This window comes from Sphingobacterium arenae, from assembly GCF_014692505.1.
GTDB classification, from domain to species: domain Bacteria; phylum Bacteroidota; class Bacteroidia; order Sphingobacteriales; family Sphingobacteriaceae; genus Sphingobacterium; species Sphingobacterium arenae.
This window is the reverse complement of record NZ_JACNYK010000006.1, coordinates 16,679-33,587: the sequence shown is the minus strand read 5'-3', so window position 1 is coordinate 33,587 and position 16,909 is coordinate 16,679. Positions and strand designations below refer to the sequence as shown.

Sequence of the window (16,909 nt, the reverse complement as noted above, 5' to 3'; positions counted from 1 at the left end):
ACGGCATAAAAAAAGTGATCGCGTGGCATAATGGAACGGGTGAAGAAAAAAAAAGGAAAAAAGACGACCATACGCAAGATGAATGATTGGCTGCATCTTTGGTTGGGGTTAATCTCGGGTATTATCGTATTTATTATCAGTATCACCGGCTGTTTCTATGCCTTTCAGCAGGAAATAAAAGATCGAATCGAGCCATGGCGCTTCGTGGACGAACGTACCGAGCCTTTTGTGCCGCCGAGCCGTATCTTGGATACGGCGGCGGCTTACATGCCGGGGCAGCAGCCTACCGGCCTGACCTACGGACATAGCGGCGAAGCTGCTGCTGTCGGTTATATAGGCAAGACAAATGGCAAGGCAACATTTTCGGTGGTTTTCATCAACCCATATACAGGCGAGTTTCTGAAAAAACAGACACCGCGTGGAGGGGGTGAGTTCAATTTCTTCAATTTCATCCTAGATGGGCATACCGCGTTGTGGTTGCCTTACGAAATTGGGAAGCCCATTGTGGGCATGGCTACGTTGGTCTTTGTCGTGCTGCTGTTTACCGGTTTGGTGATGTGGTGGCCAAAAAGGTGGCGTAAAGCAACTAGGAACAAGAGTTTTAAGATCAAACTTACAGGGAGCTTCAAGCGAGCCAACTATGATTTACACAATGTGCTTGGGTTCTATAGCCTAATTTTTGCATTCGTCCTCGCCGTAACAGGATTGGTATGGAGTTTTGAATGGTTCGATAAAGCCGTATATTACGTTGTTTCCGGAGGCGAAATAAAGCAGGGACACCATCACCCCCACTCCGATCTATCTCATAAAGACTTGCCATGGGAAGACACCATTACACCGCTCGACAGGGCCTGGTACACGACGCTGGAAGCCGCGGATGATATTAACGGCATGTACATGACGCCTTACCCTGCAGACGACGACGATCCTATCGACATTACCGTTTATCACCTCCGGGGCCAGTGGTACGACCATAGCGAATATTTCTATGATCGATACACGTTAGCCCCTCTGGAAATGGAGGGCAGCAAGTATAGGGAAGCTTCATTTGCTGATCAGCTGGCCATGATGAACTATGATATCCACGTGGGTTCCATAGGCGGTCTGGCGGGGAAAGTTTTCGCTTTTTTTATCAGTTTGATTTGTGCCAGCCTGCCCATTACGGGTTTTTTGGTGTGGTGGAATAAGAAGTGACAGCATTTTTTTTGATTACGTTTTCTCATTATCAACTAAAATAAAGTATCTTAGGTTGTCCAAACTTAATGGAGCAAGTCCATCTTAAAATGAATAAAGTATTATGTTAGCTAACTTCTCTAATCCTAAATTAACAGTAATTGTACTCGCCTTTGTCTTTTTTATGATATCAAGTTGTTCTAAGACAACAGAGACCGAGATTATAACGCAAGAAAATATTAAGCTGAACGTCCAAGTCATAGGAATAACGGATGTTGAAGATAATCAGCCTATGAAATCAAAGGCAAATAATGGCGCCCTGCACCAATCTCAGGGAACGGAACCCATCTCAGAGAAAATCATTCCATTCCAGTCCTTTGACACACAAGTTTCGATAAAAAAAGGCAGCCTTGACCAGGCGAATACGATAGTGCAATCGCGTAGGACGGGCAAGGTAGCCGCGGCGGGTCTTAAGGCTGCTTCAGCTCCTATGGAGGATGGCATTACCTACCGGCTATTGATATACAAAGAGGATGGATCCTTTGTGAGTTCGACCCTACTCACATCTGAAGTTCTTGGCGAGATAACACTGGATAGAGGTGAAAAGTATAATTGGCATGCGGTATCTTACCACAATTCCGATCCCATCCCGGATGTCGACAGCAACACGCCGGAATTGGATGTACCAGCGAATACAGACCTGCTATATGCCTCAGGGGCTATTGAGGTCCCGGCACAGGCAGCTGACGAGACTGTGTCCTTGGGGATACTTTTCGAGCATAAATATGCCCGTATAGCTTTGGAGATCAACTCCATGGGAATGTTTGGAGATATGAACAATGTAGGCCTCAGTATATCGGGCGTCTCAGGGGCGGAAAGCCGAATAAATTTAAGCGATGGGTCGTTATCAAATATTTCGTCTGACCCGACCACCCTAAGCTTCGACGATTTCGTCAATGTAGATCCTCTTCATGCCGATCGAAAGATCGCCTATATCTATACCGCTGTAGAAAATCCGATAGATTTAGAAGTGCGTATAAACGCGTTAGATATCCAGCTGGTTAACGGCCAAAATCGCGTATTCGCTGACCTGGCTCAAAGTCCTGCTGTTTTTGATTTTAGTCTCACACCTCAAATAGGTACAAGCTATACGGCTACAATGAACTTCATCGAGTCATTTTTGGTTGTCAATACAATAAGGTTTGCCAGAACGAACCTATATTATCATGGCGGACATAACCCCTACCGCTTTCTTCCCACAAACGAACATACAAACGCACGGAATACGTATTTCTCTTTCCGTGGTGTTCTTCCGGGCGAATACGGCAATAGCCTAGAGAGCGGCGACCCTTGTGCATTGGTATATCCTCATGGTGTATGGAGAACAGCTACGTTTAACAACTACAGATTTATTGTACCGGTGTACCCCATAGATACATATAAAGTGGAAAATGGGCTGGGATACGTTGAATATGAAGATACGCAAGGCTCCGGTGCCCCCTATTCGAGTGACAAATTACGTTTTAATATGAACGGCTATGGCACTGCAATTGGTGAGACGAACGGAGAAATTGAAATTGATTTAACCGACACTTATGGAAAAATAGCGGACCTCTGGACACCCTTTTCAGATGATTATGCTGGACTCGGCGTATTCTCCTATCAAGCTACGGCGGCGACCGGAGACAACACAGTTAAAGAACTGATTGATTATCAAGGGGACGGAGCTGTTATAACTACTTTTAAAAATATACGCTGTGTTCGGTAAGGTAGATAAATTTTAAAAACTAAATAAATTGATCAATGGCACAAGATAAAAAAATGATATACGAAACGCCAACTATTGAGGTAATTGAAATCGAACTGGAACAAGGTATTGCTGGCGGTTCAGGACTTCAAGTAGACGAGTGGCAGGACAACGGATCTGGAGAGCAAAACGGAGATTTTTAATGGTTATTGGATAGTCGTTTCAAAATCCCATAGTTTCAGCGGTGCAACGGAAGGTCCGGTCAGCAGGCTTCCATTTGGGGCATATCGTGCGCCATGACATGGACAATCCCAGCTCCGCTCCGTATTGTTCCATTTCACGATACATGCGGCGTGACGACATACGGGATCAACTGCAAACAGTTTTCCCTTCTCGTCTTTGAAGATTCCAATTCTGTCGCCCTCGTAATGCAGTATTTTTCCTTCGCCACGGCCTAGCTCTGCGAGTCCCTCTACTTTTTCTAAAAAAAACCTATCTTTTACAAAGTGCTTTGCTACATCGTAGTTTTCTACAAGTAAATCGCGGATGGTCGAGAGCGGCCCCGTCCTACTGGGCGAGTAAACATCCTGAAAGGCTGTTTTTCCATGCAATACCAGTTCCGCCATCATTGCGCCACCCAACGTGCCGAAAATCAACCCATTTCCGCCATAACCTGTAGAGAGCAGTTCCCGGTGGTGTTTCTTACCAGGATAATACCCGATAAAGGGTAAGCTGTCTTGACTTTCGTAGTATTGGGACGACCACTCGTAGGTCTTTTTATTTACCGTATAGAGTCTCCTGATATAGGCCTCCAACTCGCGGAAGTTCTTTTTTTCATTATCGTGGTGCGCCGTTTTATGATCCTGCCCTCCTACTAAAAGGTAGGATTTGCCATCCTGTTCCACTGTCCTGAAATAATGGAAAGGCTCCTGCATGTCGTAGATCAATGCTTCGGGACAATCTTTCTGGCGTTCAAGTTCCCATACCTGTATGTAACTCCTGTAAGGAGCCACGCGAAAGGTCATCAATTGTATACCCGGCGGCGTATGCGTAGCATACACAACAAAATCGGCAGAAAATATGCGATCATCGACGGTCTTGATTCGAAGTCCGCCGTCGTCTTCCTTCACCTGTTGCACAAGCGTCCCTTCTCTGATCTGGCCGCCTAGATCGGTGTACGCCTTGACCAGTCCGACAAGGTATTTGGTCGGATGAAATCTCGCTTGTTCTGGAAATTCGATAGCATATATAAATGGCGCCGGAATAGGAATCTTAGCGACTTCTGAACAGACAATTCCAACTTGCTCTAACGCATTTTTTATTTTTTTAAGCTCCTTTTCCTCTTCGTCGTTTTCTGCATACATAAACCCCGAGCAGGGTGTAAAGTCGCAATCAATTTTATAGCGCGTTATATTTTTCTGAATAATAGAGATGGCCTCTCGCGTTGATTTTAATACAGTACGTGCCTTTTCAATGCCATGTTGTTCAATGATGTCGGTATAAGGTGTGTCCAGCACCGTATTTAAATGTGCAGAAGTGCCACCAGTAGTACCAAACCCTACAGTATTAGCTTCTAAAATCACGCAAGTTTTGCCAGCCTCCCTTAGCTTTAACGCCGCTGTAAGACCTGTAATGCCCGCGCCGACAACGACTATCTCGGCATGCTCCTGATCCGGCAGGACGGGCAGTTTAGGAACGTCAACCTCCTGCCAAATGCTATTGTTTATTCCGTCTCTTTGCATATACTTCGAGTTTTACTTCTGTATAAACGTTTATCGATCTCCAGAATTCATTACTCGTTTGCGAAACCAGATGCTAGAGATGAATAAGCGGAAGACGAGGAAGATTATGCAGAAACCTGTTGATTCCCCTCGAAATAATCTTTTAAACCTACAAAAGTTTCGCTAACATGAAGGTAAATCTGATTATCAAGATTGATGACAATCTCTTCGTCTAGAATAATGTAAATACGCTCCCCTCCGTAGTCATGACCATCGTCATTCCAACAGATGTCGAGAATCTTATTTTTGAACTTTGATAGATCGGAAATATCCGCTACTTCTTTATTGTAATTATATCTTTTTGCCAACAAGTTCAGTAACAAATTGGCTTCGTTAAGCAGTACACTATTATTTTCCATTATACCATTGTCTATCATTACACCATCTTTGTTATACCTAGCGCACAAAATGAACGCGGATGTCGCAAAAAAGTTTAATAATTTAAAAACATATAGGAAATTATTTGTATTTCTCCGCGCAATAAGCCATCGAATCGACTTTTTAATGATGGAGCTTTAATTTTCCTTGACCCTAGGCTTTAATCCAAGGTTATCAAGCATAGCGATATCTTCCGAGACACCTGGATTTGGGGTGACTAACAACGTTTCTTTTTCGCCCGTGAATATGGAATTTGCTCCTGCCATAAAGCACCAAGCTTGTTCTTCCTCTTCCATTTCCATACGCCCTGCGCTCAGGCGAATCATCGTAGAAGGCATAATAATCCTTGCTGTCGCTATCATGCGTACCATATCCCAAATTTTAACTTTTGGTAGATTTTCGAGAGGTGTCCCCTTCACACGTGCAAGTGCATTGATGGGCACAGACTCGGGATGCTGGGGCATATTGGATAGGGTACTAAGCATCGCTATCCGGTCTTCAACAGTCTCGCCCAGTCCGATTATTCCTCCGGAACATACGGTCATCCCTGCCTTTCGAACATTATCGATCGTATGAAGCCGATTATCGAACTTGCGTGTCGAAATTATCTTGTCGTAATAGGCTTCAGAAGTATCTAAATTATGGTTATAGGCAAAAAGTCCAACTTCTTGCAGTCTTCTTGCTTGATCCTCGGTGAGCATGCCTAGCGTACAACAGACTTCTAGTCCCATTGCGTTTACAGCAGAAACCATCTCTAGTACCTTGTCAAAATCACGGTTATCCCTCACTTCGCGCCATGCCGCGGCCATACAAAAACGAGAAGCGCCGTTTGCTTGCGCCCGGCGGGCATGCTCTAATACCGTATCCAGTGGAAGTAATGCCTGTACTTGTATATCGGTATGATAGCGGGCAGCTTGTCCGCAGTAAGAGCAGTCTTCCGGACATCCTCCTGTCTTGATGGAAAGTAACGTCGATAGCTGAATTTCATCAGCCTTATGCCACATCCGATGGATTGTTGCCGCTTCATAGATCAAGTTCAGCAGGGGTTTATTATAGATGTCCGCTATTTCTTGCCGATCCCAATCGTGCCTAAGTTCCTTCTTGTATTCTATATTTTCATTTAATGACATAGCGACAAAGGTAACAGGCCAGCTTATCAACATCCTGCCCCAGTTTCAATATTACAGGTAGTCCGCTAATCTTCGCGTTTTTGAATCTGCACTTTTTCAAATTTCACAAATAGCCAAGTACTATGGCGCTTTTCATACCAAACTTTGTAAGTATGATTTGGCGGCACGGTGAAATTAAAAGCCAGTTCTGTCTCCGCGTCGTTCTTTGGCAAAAAAGTCGGAAGAAGGGAATCCGCAATCTCCTTGATTTGTTTATCGTTAAGCATACGTTTGTATTATTTTATTTGCAAAATAATCATGTCTGTCTATTTTTCTATGTTTTATCCGTAGATTTTTTGCTTACTTTACCGAAGTCTAATGTTCAATGAGCGTTTGGCGGCAATAATGAAAAAACAATGATAAAAATAGGAACATACAACAACCTGATCGTTAAAACAAAAAGCAACGCTGGTTTGCGTTTGTCCGATGGTAAAACAGAAATTTTATTGCCTGCTGCTGAAGCATCTCCGGAAGTAGCGATTGACGACGACATTCGTGTCTTTGTTTTCGTCAATAAAGCGGGGGAGACGGTCGCAACTACAAGAGAGGCCTTGGCCGAAGTCGGTGATTTTGCTTTTTTACACGTTGCAGCTGCCTCAGAAGCAGGTGCCTTTCTGGATTTGGGAATCGACAAAGATATTTTTGTCCCCACCAAAGAACAGCGGCAGCCCATGCGGAAAGGCGAAGGCTATGTGGTGTATTTATATCTAGACGAACGGACCGACCGTATGCTTGCCTCTTCCAGGTTGCGCAAGTTTATCGAGGAGGAAGATATCGACCTAGAAATAGGCGACGAAGTCGATCTGTTGATCTCCGAGGAGACGGACTTAGGCTTCAACGCCATCATCGACAACCGTTACATTGGACTATTATACCACAACGAGCTATTTACGAACCTTACCGTGGGCGATAAGCGAAAAGGCTGGGTGAAAAACATCACTGTAGCTGGGAAAATCGACCTTAGCTTGCAACCACAGGGCTTCGCACATGTGCTGGATACCAAGGACATGCTGTTACAAGCCCTTCAGGATGAAGGCGGGCACATTCCTTTGGGCGACAAAAGCAACCCGGAAGAAATATATGATCGCTTCCAGATCAGCAAAAAAGCATTCAAAAAAGCAATAGGGGGGCTATACAAAGAGCAACGGATCACCTTGAGTGATCATGAGATCCGGCTCCTGCCGGACGATCAATAGGAAAAGCTAATAAGTACTCGAGCCATCATCGTTTGCTATTTTTTATTTATTGACTTTAAATACTTGATCAAGTATGGGCTTCTATCCGTTTGGATAATTCTGGCATGTAGGATGTTCACCAAATATCCGTAAGACGCCCCTGGATTTTCTACTGCCTTATCGTCATCATGCCCCCCAGTCAACTTACTTTGTAAGGTATTATACCACAGCAAATTTTTCCTTCTCAGTTCCTTGGCTAACTGACGCGGTAAGGTATTGGTACTATCTGCGTATACCAATTCGAATGCGACCGGATTCAATTCCTTATTGAAATCATCAATCATCTTTTTCGCGTTGGGTTTGTCTAAATTCACAATCGGCATATAGATAACCTTATCTAAATATTTTCCAAAATCCTGCTTGACACTAGCCACATTTTTACCGCCCTTCATAACGATATGATCGATCGTATTCGTCTTCGCTAGGAGCGTATAAATTTCATCGAATATGTTATAAGCCTTGTCCAGGTTTAACATTACCCGTCCCTTGGCTAATAGAAGCGCTTCTTCCAATGTAGGAATACGATGGTGCGTAGGTGTACCTGCTCCGTTTTTTAGTTTAAGTGTTTTCAGCGAGTCGAGTGTCCAATCTACGATATTACCTTTTCCGGTGGTCGTTCTGTTAATAGTTTTGTCGTGCATAAGGACCAAGTGGCCATCTTTCGTTTTGGCCACATCGATCTCTACGATATCGGCGCCGGCCTCGATAGCCAACTCAATTGCTTTCAACGAATTTTCCGGAGCCTGCCGCCATTCGCCACGATGGGATACAACCAATACCGTGCTTTCATCACGCTCGATCAAAGCTCTTCTCACTTTATCGACCTGTCCAAAAGAGATCTGGAACTGAAGTAAAAATAAAACCAGTATTAAATAATTTTTCATTTTCTTCGATGCTTATCGTTCAGTTAATAATATCAATAATCGATGCGATCGCGAGATCAATCCAATAATAATTCGGGATAGTCTGTTATAATACCATCTACGCCCATTGCTTTCAATTCTTCAATTTCCTTTTTAGTATTCGGGGTCCAAACGACAACTTTCATGCCCATCGTCTGGCATTTTTCGACATCTTCCTGGCTGATGTATTTAAAATTGGGGCTATAGATATCTGGCTGAAACCCGAGTAATTCCAGGTCTTCCTCGACCGTAAAATCTTTCCTCCTGGCACCCACTAAATAAGAGGTCCTGACGTGTGGGTATTTGTCTTTTAATACGCGGAGGGTGCGAACATCTGCAGACTGTACAATGACATAGGGCGTAATACCTTTCTTTTCAACAACCCCCATCAATAGCTTCACAAACTCTTCCGGCACAGGGTTATATTTATGATCGCCTGCCTCCGATGATTTCGTTTCTATATTGTAGAAAACTTGTTCCCTACCTTCTTTCTCGATGACATGCTGTACAGAATCGATGACGTCTTCGAGTAAAGGGATGGAAGCTTCCATTTTACGCTGTTTCGCAAAAAGAGGATGGACTTTTAATCCAACATCAAATTGTTTTAATTCCGCATAGGTCATCTGCATAACGGGATAACGATCTTTTTCGTCTTTTGTAAGATCATCTCCATTGGGTTTCCGCGTAAACCAAGGGTTCAAATAGTTATCATGTCCCAACACCAGCTTTCCATCCGCCGTCGCTCTTACGTCCATTTCTAACGTTGTTATTCCATGCAAGGAAAGGCTATAAAGCATAGCGGGAATTGTATTTTCCGGCATCACGCCTCGCCCCCCGCGATGGCTTTCCGTATCAAAGGCTGGAAATTCCGCGGGTTGTTTTCGTGCTTGTTGTCCTTTCATAGTGGAACAGGAGGTTGTAAACCCTGCTATGATCAGGATTAAAAAAAACTTCATTCGTAATGTTGTATTATGTTTCATCAGAATAATTTATTTTTTAAAGGTGATAAAGCTATCATGAGTGGTTTATTCTTTTCGGTTTGTGAATTTAGCGAACTTATGATGGTTTCATGTTATTCTTTTTTTCTGTTTTCGATCACCATGGTTAATCGATTTTTAACAAGGTATTCCTTGCCTGCTTTGCCATAGCCCGATCTTGACTACGAGATAGTATTTCTAGCTTCTCGCGTATTTTTTCATCTATTCGGGGCTTATTATTTTCAATGATAGCCAACGCTTTTGTCATCTGCTGCTCTTGGAGGTTAGACAACGAGGAAACAAGCGCAATCATCGCCTCCGCATCCATAGGAACCGAAGCTAGTCGGTCTAACAATGCATTTTTTAGTGCATTATCCGCGGCGGGAAAATAGACCAGCAGCTCCTGTTGAATACGCGCAGCGGATAGGACGGTATCTCCCAACTGCGCTAACGCAAAGTGTGGTATATAGGGATCTTTACTCCCCACTAGTTTAACAATATCGCTCCCCAATCGATTATGCTGTTCTTCGGTCATATGTTTGAAAACAAAGCTTACATAATCCCTGTTGTTGGAAGCGAGCATATTTTTAACGACCGCATCATCGGACATGTACGACCGCGTATGTGCTTTGATCTTCGCCCGTATAGCACCATTCGTAAAATGCCAAAGCGTGTATACCGTATACAGTGCCCCTTCAACCGTTGCTGCGCTAAATGTCAAGCTCGTAGGCCGTGTAACGGCGTCAATCTGTCGAGATCGTAAATAAACGGCCGTATCGATCATGTCATTTACTTCATAGTCCCGAAGGATAGCGGCCGTATCGGAAAGTATACGGTGCAGCTGTTTATGGTCTTCCTCCGTGAATGCGATATGGTCAAATTTGGTCAGCGCATACCCATCGGCTGCATGGTACGCTATAAATTGCCCCAATAAATTCCAACTTACCTGGAGATTAATCGGTTTACATAAACCATCCGAACAAACGCCCGTCTCTAAATGGGCGATATAAAACGCCGGATAGTCCGCTTCTTTATAGGCAAGGTCAACGTCTACCTCCACGGAATCGTTGACCTTAAAATGGAATGCCGGAACTGTTTTATCAGACATTTGCACATCTTGCGCATAACAGCTCCCGCTTATCCAGAAAATCAGGAAATATACAACACTTAATTTTATCTCCTTACGCATAGCATCGGATTTCAAAAATCCTAGCCAATTTATCGTCATGTGTTTTTGTCACGGTAATCCGCACCGCATCCGCCTGCACTGGTGGAAAAGTATGGGTAAATTTACGTAAATAGTTATTTTCAAAATATTCCTCATAGACCACTTTTCCCTTGTCCATTACCTCGATTTTAAAGTCCGAAACGGTTTCAGGCTGATAACCCCTTACCTGGTTTTTTTGCACATACCGTTGTCCGGATAACCGTAGGAACCGATTTAATCCGGTATCAAAGGTACATTCTACAGTTCCTATCTGTTGCCTCTTTTTCCAACGAAGTGATATCCAAGGCGCTTCGCCCGTCATTTCTGCGCGCCATTGGTGCGTTTTACCGTCCTGTACGTCCCGATTCACACCATCAATAACTTGCACTGCGCTTCCATCCGCCGTCTCATGCGATGCTTTTACTTCCGCTGAACGTGCCAGGTCTTGCTCATCATGATTGACGATACCCAACATAGCTTGATCCTGTCGCAACAGAATTTGCTGTAATCTGGCCAGATGTCCTTTGTCCGAACACAGCTTCCGGGGTGTTAGCCCGTGCTCGATATTGTATGCCATGGCGGTACCGACTGCTTGACCAAGGACGGCACAGGTGGCCATTACCCGCGTGGTGGACAACGCTACATGGGATACACTGATGTTCCGCCCGGCCATATACAGGTTCTTAAATGTTTTGCTGTATAAAGAGCGCATGGGAATAGAATAAGGCCCTTTTAATGGTATAGAACGAAAGGGTTTTTGCGAGGTATCGTCCATACCTTCGGGGAGATGGTCGTCCAGTGGCCATCCACCATAAGCTACTCGATCTTCTAATAAAGAGGGGGCTTGGGCATCACGTTGTGTCATGACGTAATCACCCGTGATACGACGGCTTTCTCTTTTTCCCGGAATCATGCCAAACCAACTCAGGGCCCAATTGGCCGATTTAGGGTGGTCTCCGGAGTTCTTCACATAATCCCAGATACCAAAGACGACAGCCATTAAATCATCTCGGATCTTTTGTCCATCGTTTACAATATCTTCCATTCCGCCAAGCTCTATCCACCAATAACCATACTCATAAGAGCCGATCCTTCGGTGCTGAAAATCTTTGAAGGTATACTTCCGAGCCCAAGAAGGAGCGACAAAGGGCATGGGTTTATCGTGTTTTTGCGCTTCAAACATCAAGCTGTTTCCCATGGTAATGTCGTCGGCCTTTTCCAGACCTAACGATTCATTGTAGGTCGATTTTGCCTCTCGTCCACGCATAAATTCTGCACCGGCAAGCGCGGCTAGTGTTCCATCGCCTGTGCAATCCGCAAATTTTTTCGCAGTAATCTCGTACAATTCTTCCGTTGGTGAACAAAAGGCATTGATCCGACTGATATTATCGCCATCGGTGAACACTTCATACATCACCGTGTCCAACAATAGCGTGATGTTTTTCTCCGAGAATACTTTATCATACAAAACATAATCCAGCATCTCGTAAGATGCCTGCGGATTCGTCACAGATTCCGTTAACATGAGTTCTTCCAGAATACCTGTTTCCCGCCATACCTGTTTCAACTGGCTTGCGCCGACGATGTGCATTCTAATTTCGCTGCTGGCATTCCCACCAAGACGGGAGCGATCTTGTAACAAGACTACTTTTGCACCATTTCGTGCTGCTGCCAGCGCCGCGCATACACCAGACATTCCACCCCCTGCAATCAATATATCGGTATCGATCTTCCGCCGTGCATAAACGTCATCCTTTTTATCAATGACCGCAATCTCCTCTTTGATGCTTTCCGAGCTAAATCCGGCCGTAGGGTTCATCAGTAGCGCCCCTGATCCTAATCCAATGGCCTTTATAAAATCTCTTCTGTTCGCTTTAATGTTCTTCTCTTCCATATCTTCTATTTATTTATTAGGTAAGTCATATATCGTAATATCGTCCAGATTCATCCGGCAAGCCGCGGTAGTACAATCAGGCGTTTCAAGCTTGAAAAACCGAAACCTCACCGGGCCTTCGATGTCGATCGCGATCTCTCGGTGCACCAAGTTCGCCGTATTGGTAAACCCTCCGTTACTGATATCGGTCCAAGTAGCTCCCTGATTTTGCGAGGCCTCTACCCTAAACTGACTAATCCCATCCGATGAACAAGTCCCATGATTAAAAGAAATCTTCGATGCGCCGTTGGGCAGGTCATACAACATCTCAAAAATACACTGCGCCTTCGCAGAGGACCTAATCGCACCGTTACCATTTTTTCGATCGGCAGCATTCCCCCTAGCGGTAATAAACTTATCAAACCTCCACTCTCCCGAGCCTATTACCACATTTGCTGGGGTTGTCTGGCTCGTATGGCTATATTGTGTATCTTCAAAAGTCTCCGGAAATCCAAATGCGCTGTACATCCGGGCACTACGCACCGGAGATATCGGCGAATAATCTGTATAAAACGTATCGATGGCATTCGGGTGGGGAAGGAATACTGTACGGTATTCTATAGACCCTTCCATAGGTTCTTCTTCAATAATAGTTTCCATATCGCCGGCATCCACGCGGATCTGATGTGCGGTTCCATCTTGGCTTTTATATCGGATTTCGGATCGTATGGCACTTTCATTGGATTGCATATACCAGGAAATAATGACCTCCTCCTCTATTAACGATGCTTGGGAAATTAACCTGTTCGACATGGAACTGATGTATTCATCCCCATACACCTGCCCCACCGTATCGACCACAATGGAGGTATTCCCCTCTCTGTCGAAGGTCAGAAACTCAAACGTGTAGGAGCCTTCTTCTATATTGTCGATAATGACGCTCAATGTATCCGTATCAAACGCATCGGTCACGGGGACTTCGACAGCATTCTCGCGGTCATTCCAGTATATTTTAAATTTGGACACATCCCTTCGCTTGGCGACCAACCAAGCTTTAACGCGGTTATGCCCGGGGCTTATGCCGAGTGTATCGGGTTTTTGACTATAGCGGATCTCTCCATCCTTTATAAAATCTTTGTATGTAGCATCCATTTTGCTACACGCCACTACGAGGATCCCCACCAAAGCCAGCATCATCCATAAGCCTTTTCGCACTATTTTTGTTTGACTTGACATTTTTCTAATTTTATTAAGTTTCATGACCATATGATATCCCTTAGGGTTGCTCCTGTCCCCAGAGCTTCAATTCCCTAATCCATGCATCACCGACAATGGCATTTCGAGGAGCGCCAAAGGTAGAAAGAATATTCACCCGAAGATATTTCGTAGCCGGAGCATCCGGCGATACGTCGAAATCTATTCCGGCAGTTGCAATAGCCCTGTCATCAGCAGATAGTTCCCCGTCAGGTAAGCCGGAAGGCTTTACCACGGTATAGGTTCCAAGCAATTCCCATCCATCATAACTACCCTGTGGATCCGGATTATCACTTCCCCAGAGCTCAAATTCCCTTACATTTCCGCTGGAATAAAACCTGTCTTGTGTGTAAACGCCCCATAATTTAAATCGGCTCAACTTTGTTTTTGCGCCCAAATCAAATTGAAAATGTTTGGGGAACGATCCTCCTGCTGCAAAACCGCCATTATTGTCAGGGATACCGTCCCATAGGAGCGCTATATTCCATAGATTGGTCGCCTCGCCGGGAATCGACAATGATCTAAACCTCGAGGTGTTTAATGCTGCCTCATAAATAGGCGTAATTTCCCTGATTAAGGTGTCTGAACGGTTTTCCCACCGGTCGTAGATAGACACGCCAAATGTCGTAGGCACCGCTTCTACGCCCCGGACAGAATAAGCACCCGAAGGTAAAGCCGTATAATATTTATCATACTCCACCCATTCGCCATGCGCGTCTTTGACCAGGACATTGGTTACCAGATTTGCTTTCGCCGCATTTTCAAAGGTCAGGTAGATCCCACCAAAACCTTGCACATAATCCAACGTTTCAAAAGCGGTTTGCACGGGCGATGGCAGCGGCGTTACCACAACGGTCGTCTTTTCGGAACGGTTTCCACTGCGATCCACGACATATAGATCTACGGCGTATGCGTCTGTCGTCCCAAAGCCTACTACGGTCAACGAATTACTGTAATAAGACGATTTTACATTATAGCCTACCCCTGGTCGAATATTATACTCCCCAACCACATACAGGACATCCTGATCGTCCGGCAAGGAATAATTTATCTTAGCTGCACCGGGAAGATCTTCAAACGAGACATCGGTCACCGATCCCGGAGCCACGTCGTCTTGCTCCAGATTACCTCGTAATTCAACCTTATCGCAGGAAGACAGCATAAAAAGAACACCACAAAGTAACAAGACGATGTTTTTATGCCGTGTTTTTAAAATTTTCATATTCTTTATCATTTCAAATTAAATATAAAGTCTACCAACCGGGGTTTTGTACCAGATTTTTATTAATGATCAACGAGCTTTCCCGCAAAGGCCATAAATAGTTTTTCTTCCGGAATGATTGGCTGAAAAGCAAGACTTGCTGGTAATAGGGTTCTGTTTCAACCTGCGAAACATCCCAACCCTTAATCTGCTCACTGAGCACCACTTCTGCCCTTTTCCAGCGCAATAGATCCCAATAGCGTGTTCCCTCAAATGCCATTTCGATGAGCCGCTCCTGCCGGATAATCTCCCGGAGCCCTTCTTTTGTCAAGTGTTTGCCCGGCGTTTTTGCGGCGGACAACGTCCAAGATTCTTCCACATCGGGGATTCCGGCTCGTCTACGAACCAGATTGATCCAAAGATAGGCTTCTGGTGTGGGGCCATACGCTTCGTTCAGCGATTCTGAACAATACAGGTAGAGATCCGATAATCGGATTTCGGGAAAAGGATATTGCTGTACAGAATAAACACCGCTCGTCTGCAAAACACTACGGTAATCAATCAGTTTCTTGGCGTAATAGCCTGTGATCGAGTGCTCGTCTGCCCGTCTTTTACCCGCAAGCTGCCCACTTTTTCCTTCCAGGTGCCAAGCTGCATCCTGATTGTAGTTTCCATTTCCCCACCATACGCCTCCATCGAATCCCAAGTCGGCATAGAAACGGGGTTCGCGGTAGAAATTCAGCTTTGCTGTTGTATAATAAGGCTTAATGTAGTATTTATCCTCTTCCTCGGCTTCCTGCGTCTCGTATCGGTTTGCATAATCCCAAGAAAGATCTTCATCGATGGGCAAACCATTCCTGGTATAGAACATTTCTGCAATCTTCAGTGGCGGCGCCCATTGTCCTTTAGGCCGTGAACTTCCATTGGTCATGACAGAGACTGGATCAATAAAAGGCTGTGCATACCGCTGAATCCAATTGACCATACTATTGTTCAATCCCCAGATAATTTCGGAATTCCATTTTTCCGTCACGGCTGCCCGTATATCCATCTGTGTCTGTAGCTCTGGGCCAAGATTGTAAGTGTTCACCGTTGGATTAAAGTAATGCAGCTGATTCCCGTTATCGTGGATCATATTGATCGCATCGATACACGCCTGGGCGGCTTTCTCCCATTTTTCAGGGTCATTGACGGAATTAAATAGATGCACGCCTCTTTTATCTACAAAATTCGCATAATCCGGATTACCGTTAAACAAGGGACTGGCAGCCGTCACCAATACTCTGGCTTTCAGCGCCAAGGCAATGGGTTTTGTGATTCGCCCCATCTCATTCACCTGGTCCACAATGGTTATCGGAAGCGTAACCGCCGCCTCGTCCAGCAGATGGACGACATAATTAAATACATCGTCGACAGGATCCCGAAAAACCTGTGCTTCCTCGGGTGTAGCCGATATCGGCAGATTAACGTCCGTAATGGGAATAGGGCCATACATACGAAGCAGAAACCAATGGTAATAAGCCTTTAAAAATTTCACTTCGCCAATCCACCTGTCTTTTTCCGTATCATCCATATCCGGTACTTGCTGGATATTTTCCAAAAAGATATTACAGTCCCGAATGGCACGCCACATACTTTTTCCACCATTCGTACCATCCCAATAATTCAGATAAGGGTTGGCTATGTTCTGGTTCCCGCGTGCTACTTCCCACACATCGGGCGGCGTACCGTAAAAGGCTGTCGTATACGGATAGAAAAACCAAACCTCATCACCGCTCAACAATGCGGGGTTATAATTCTGGACACCCAGATCGGGCAGGTAGGAATAACAGGTAAATAAATACTTCTCCGCCTCGTTGCGTAACGCAAAGGCATGTTCGACCGTCGAAATATTATCTGGTATCATATCCAGATAATTACAGGAAGAGGCCGTTCCTAATAAGAGTATAATAATATATAGTTTGATTTTTTTCATCTTTATATATTTTTTTAAAAGGTGATGAAGTCTGAAA

At 44.7% G+C, this 16,909-nt stretch carries 15 protein-coding genes; 4 read left to right on the top strand and 11 right to left on the bottom strand.

From position 1 onward, the window contains the following. Positions 1 to 39: 39 nt before the first annotated feature. From H8B17_RS17145 to H8B17_RS17135, 3 genes are all read left to right on the top strand, one after another. Positions 40 to 1,194 carry a PepSY-associated TM helix domain-containing protein gene (locus tag H8B17_RS17145; RefSeq protein ID WP_317171059.1) on the top strand — a complete coding sequence of 385 codons (1,155 nt, stop codon included), beginning with the start codon at positions 40 to 42 and terminating at the stop codon, positions 1,192 to 1,194. A 103-nt stretch (positions 1,195 to 1,297) separates the two neighbouring features. Beyond that, the gene (locus tag H8B17_RS17140) at positions 1,298 to 2,941 is read left to right on the top strand and encodes a hypothetical protein (RefSeq protein WP_223816649.1); all 1,644 of its coding nucleotides are present in this window, start codon (positions 1,298 to 1,300) and stop codon (positions 2,939 to 2,941) included. A 35-nt stretch (positions 2,942 to 2,976) separates the two neighbouring features. Beyond that, positions 2,977 to 3,123, top strand: coding sequence for a hypothetical protein (locus H8B17_RS17135; RefSeq protein ID WP_190310460.1), 147 nt, complete (start codon positions 2,977 to 2,979; stop codon positions 3,121 to 3,123). Between the two features lie 3 nt (positions 3,124 to 3,126). Here the strand turns inward: H8B17_RS17135 and H8B17_RS17130 are convergent, their stop codons facing one another. The 4 genes from H8B17_RS17130 to H8B17_RS17115 all read right to left on the bottom strand — a co-directional run bounded on the left by H8B17_RS17130 (position 3,127) and on the right by H8B17_RS17115 (position 6,475). Continuing rightward, entirely contained in the window at positions 3,127 to 4,662 is a 1,536-nt protein-coding gene (locus H8B17_RS17130) for an FAD-dependent oxidoreductase (RefSeq protein WP_190310459.1), read from the bottom strand. A gap of 104 nt (positions 4,663 to 4,766) precedes the next feature. Continuing rightward, positions 4,767 to 5,060: a hypothetical protein gene (locus H8B17_RS17125; RefSeq protein WP_190310458.1), complete on the bottom strand. Its 294-nt coding sequence runs from the start codon at positions 5,058 to 5,060 to the stop codon at positions 4,767 to 4,769. Positions 5,061 to 5,216: 156 nt separating this feature from the next. After that, positions 5,217 to 6,209, bottom strand: a complete 993-nt coding sequence (gene bioB, locus H8B17_RS17120; protein WP_190310636.1) for a biotin synthase BioB — start codon at positions 6,207 to 6,209, stop codon at positions 5,217 to 5,219. Positions 6,210 to 6,274: 65 nt separating this feature from the next. Beyond that, on the bottom strand, positions 6,275 to 6,475 hold the full coding sequence (locus tag H8B17_RS17115; protein ID WP_190310457.1) for a hypothetical protein: 201 nt from the start codon (positions 6,473 to 6,475) through the stop codon (positions 6,275 to 6,277). A 129-nt stretch (positions 6,476 to 6,604) separates the two neighbouring features. Here H8B17_RS17115 and H8B17_RS17110 point away from each other — a divergent pair, with 129 nt between their 5' ends. After that, positions 6,605 to 7,444, top strand: coding sequence for a CvfB family protein (locus H8B17_RS17110; RefSeq protein ID WP_190310456.1), 840 nt, complete (start codon positions 6,605 to 6,607; stop codon positions 7,442 to 7,444). A 35-nt stretch (positions 7,445 to 7,479) separates the two neighbouring features. Here H8B17_RS17110 and H8B17_RS17105 read toward each other — a convergent pair whose 3' ends face one another. The 7 genes from H8B17_RS17105 to H8B17_RS17075 all read right to left on the bottom strand — a co-directional run bounded on the left by H8B17_RS17105 (position 7,480) and on the right by H8B17_RS17075 (position 16,872). Beyond that, the gene (locus H8B17_RS17105) at positions 7,480 to 8,367 is read right to left on the bottom strand and encodes a glycerophosphodiester phosphodiesterase family protein (protein WP_190310455.1); all 888 of its coding nucleotides are present in this window, start codon (positions 8,365 to 8,367) and stop codon (positions 7,480 to 7,482) included. Between the two features lie 56 nt (positions 8,368 to 8,423). Continuing rightward, the gene (locus H8B17_RS17100) at positions 8,424 to 9,341 is read right to left on the bottom strand and encodes a glycerophosphodiester phosphodiesterase family protein (protein WP_190310454.1); all 918 of its coding nucleotides are present in this window, start codon (positions 9,339 to 9,341) and stop codon (positions 8,424 to 8,426) included. Between the two features lie 148 nt (positions 9,342 to 9,489). Then, positions 9,490 to 10,551 (bottom strand): hypothetical protein, encoded by a 1,062-nt coding sequence (locus H8B17_RS17095; RefSeq protein ID WP_190310453.1) that lies wholly within the window; start codon positions 10,549 to 10,551, stop codon positions 9,490 to 9,492. Continuing rightward, positions 10,544 to 12,463 (bottom strand): FAD-dependent oxidoreductase, encoded by a 1,920-nt coding sequence (locus H8B17_RS17090; RefSeq protein ID WP_190310452.1) that lies wholly within the window; start codon positions 12,461 to 12,463, stop codon positions 10,544 to 10,546. The genes H8B17_RS17095 and H8B17_RS17090 overlap by 8 nt, the downstream gene beginning before the upstream one ends. 9 nt (positions 12,464 to 12,472) lie before the next feature. Continuing rightward, positions 12,473 to 13,678 carry a DUF4998 domain-containing protein gene (locus tag H8B17_RS17085; RefSeq protein ID WP_190310451.1) on the bottom strand — a complete coding sequence of 402 codons (1,206 nt, stop codon included), beginning with the start codon at positions 13,676 to 13,678 and terminating at the stop codon, positions 12,473 to 12,475. Between the two features lie 40 nt (positions 13,679 to 13,718). Next, entirely contained in the window at positions 13,719 to 14,918 is a 1,200-nt protein-coding gene (locus H8B17_RS17080) for a DUF5000 domain-containing lipoprotein (protein ID WP_190310450.1), read from the bottom strand. 31 nt (positions 14,919 to 14,949) lie between these two features. Further along, positions 14,950 to 16,872 carry a RagB/SusD family nutrient uptake outer membrane protein gene (locus tag H8B17_RS17075; RefSeq protein ID WP_190310449.1) on the bottom strand — a complete coding sequence of 641 codons (1,923 nt, stop codon included), beginning with the start codon at positions 16,870 to 16,872 and terminating at the stop codon, positions 14,950 to 14,952. Positions 16,873 to 16,909: the final 37 nt, after the last annotated feature.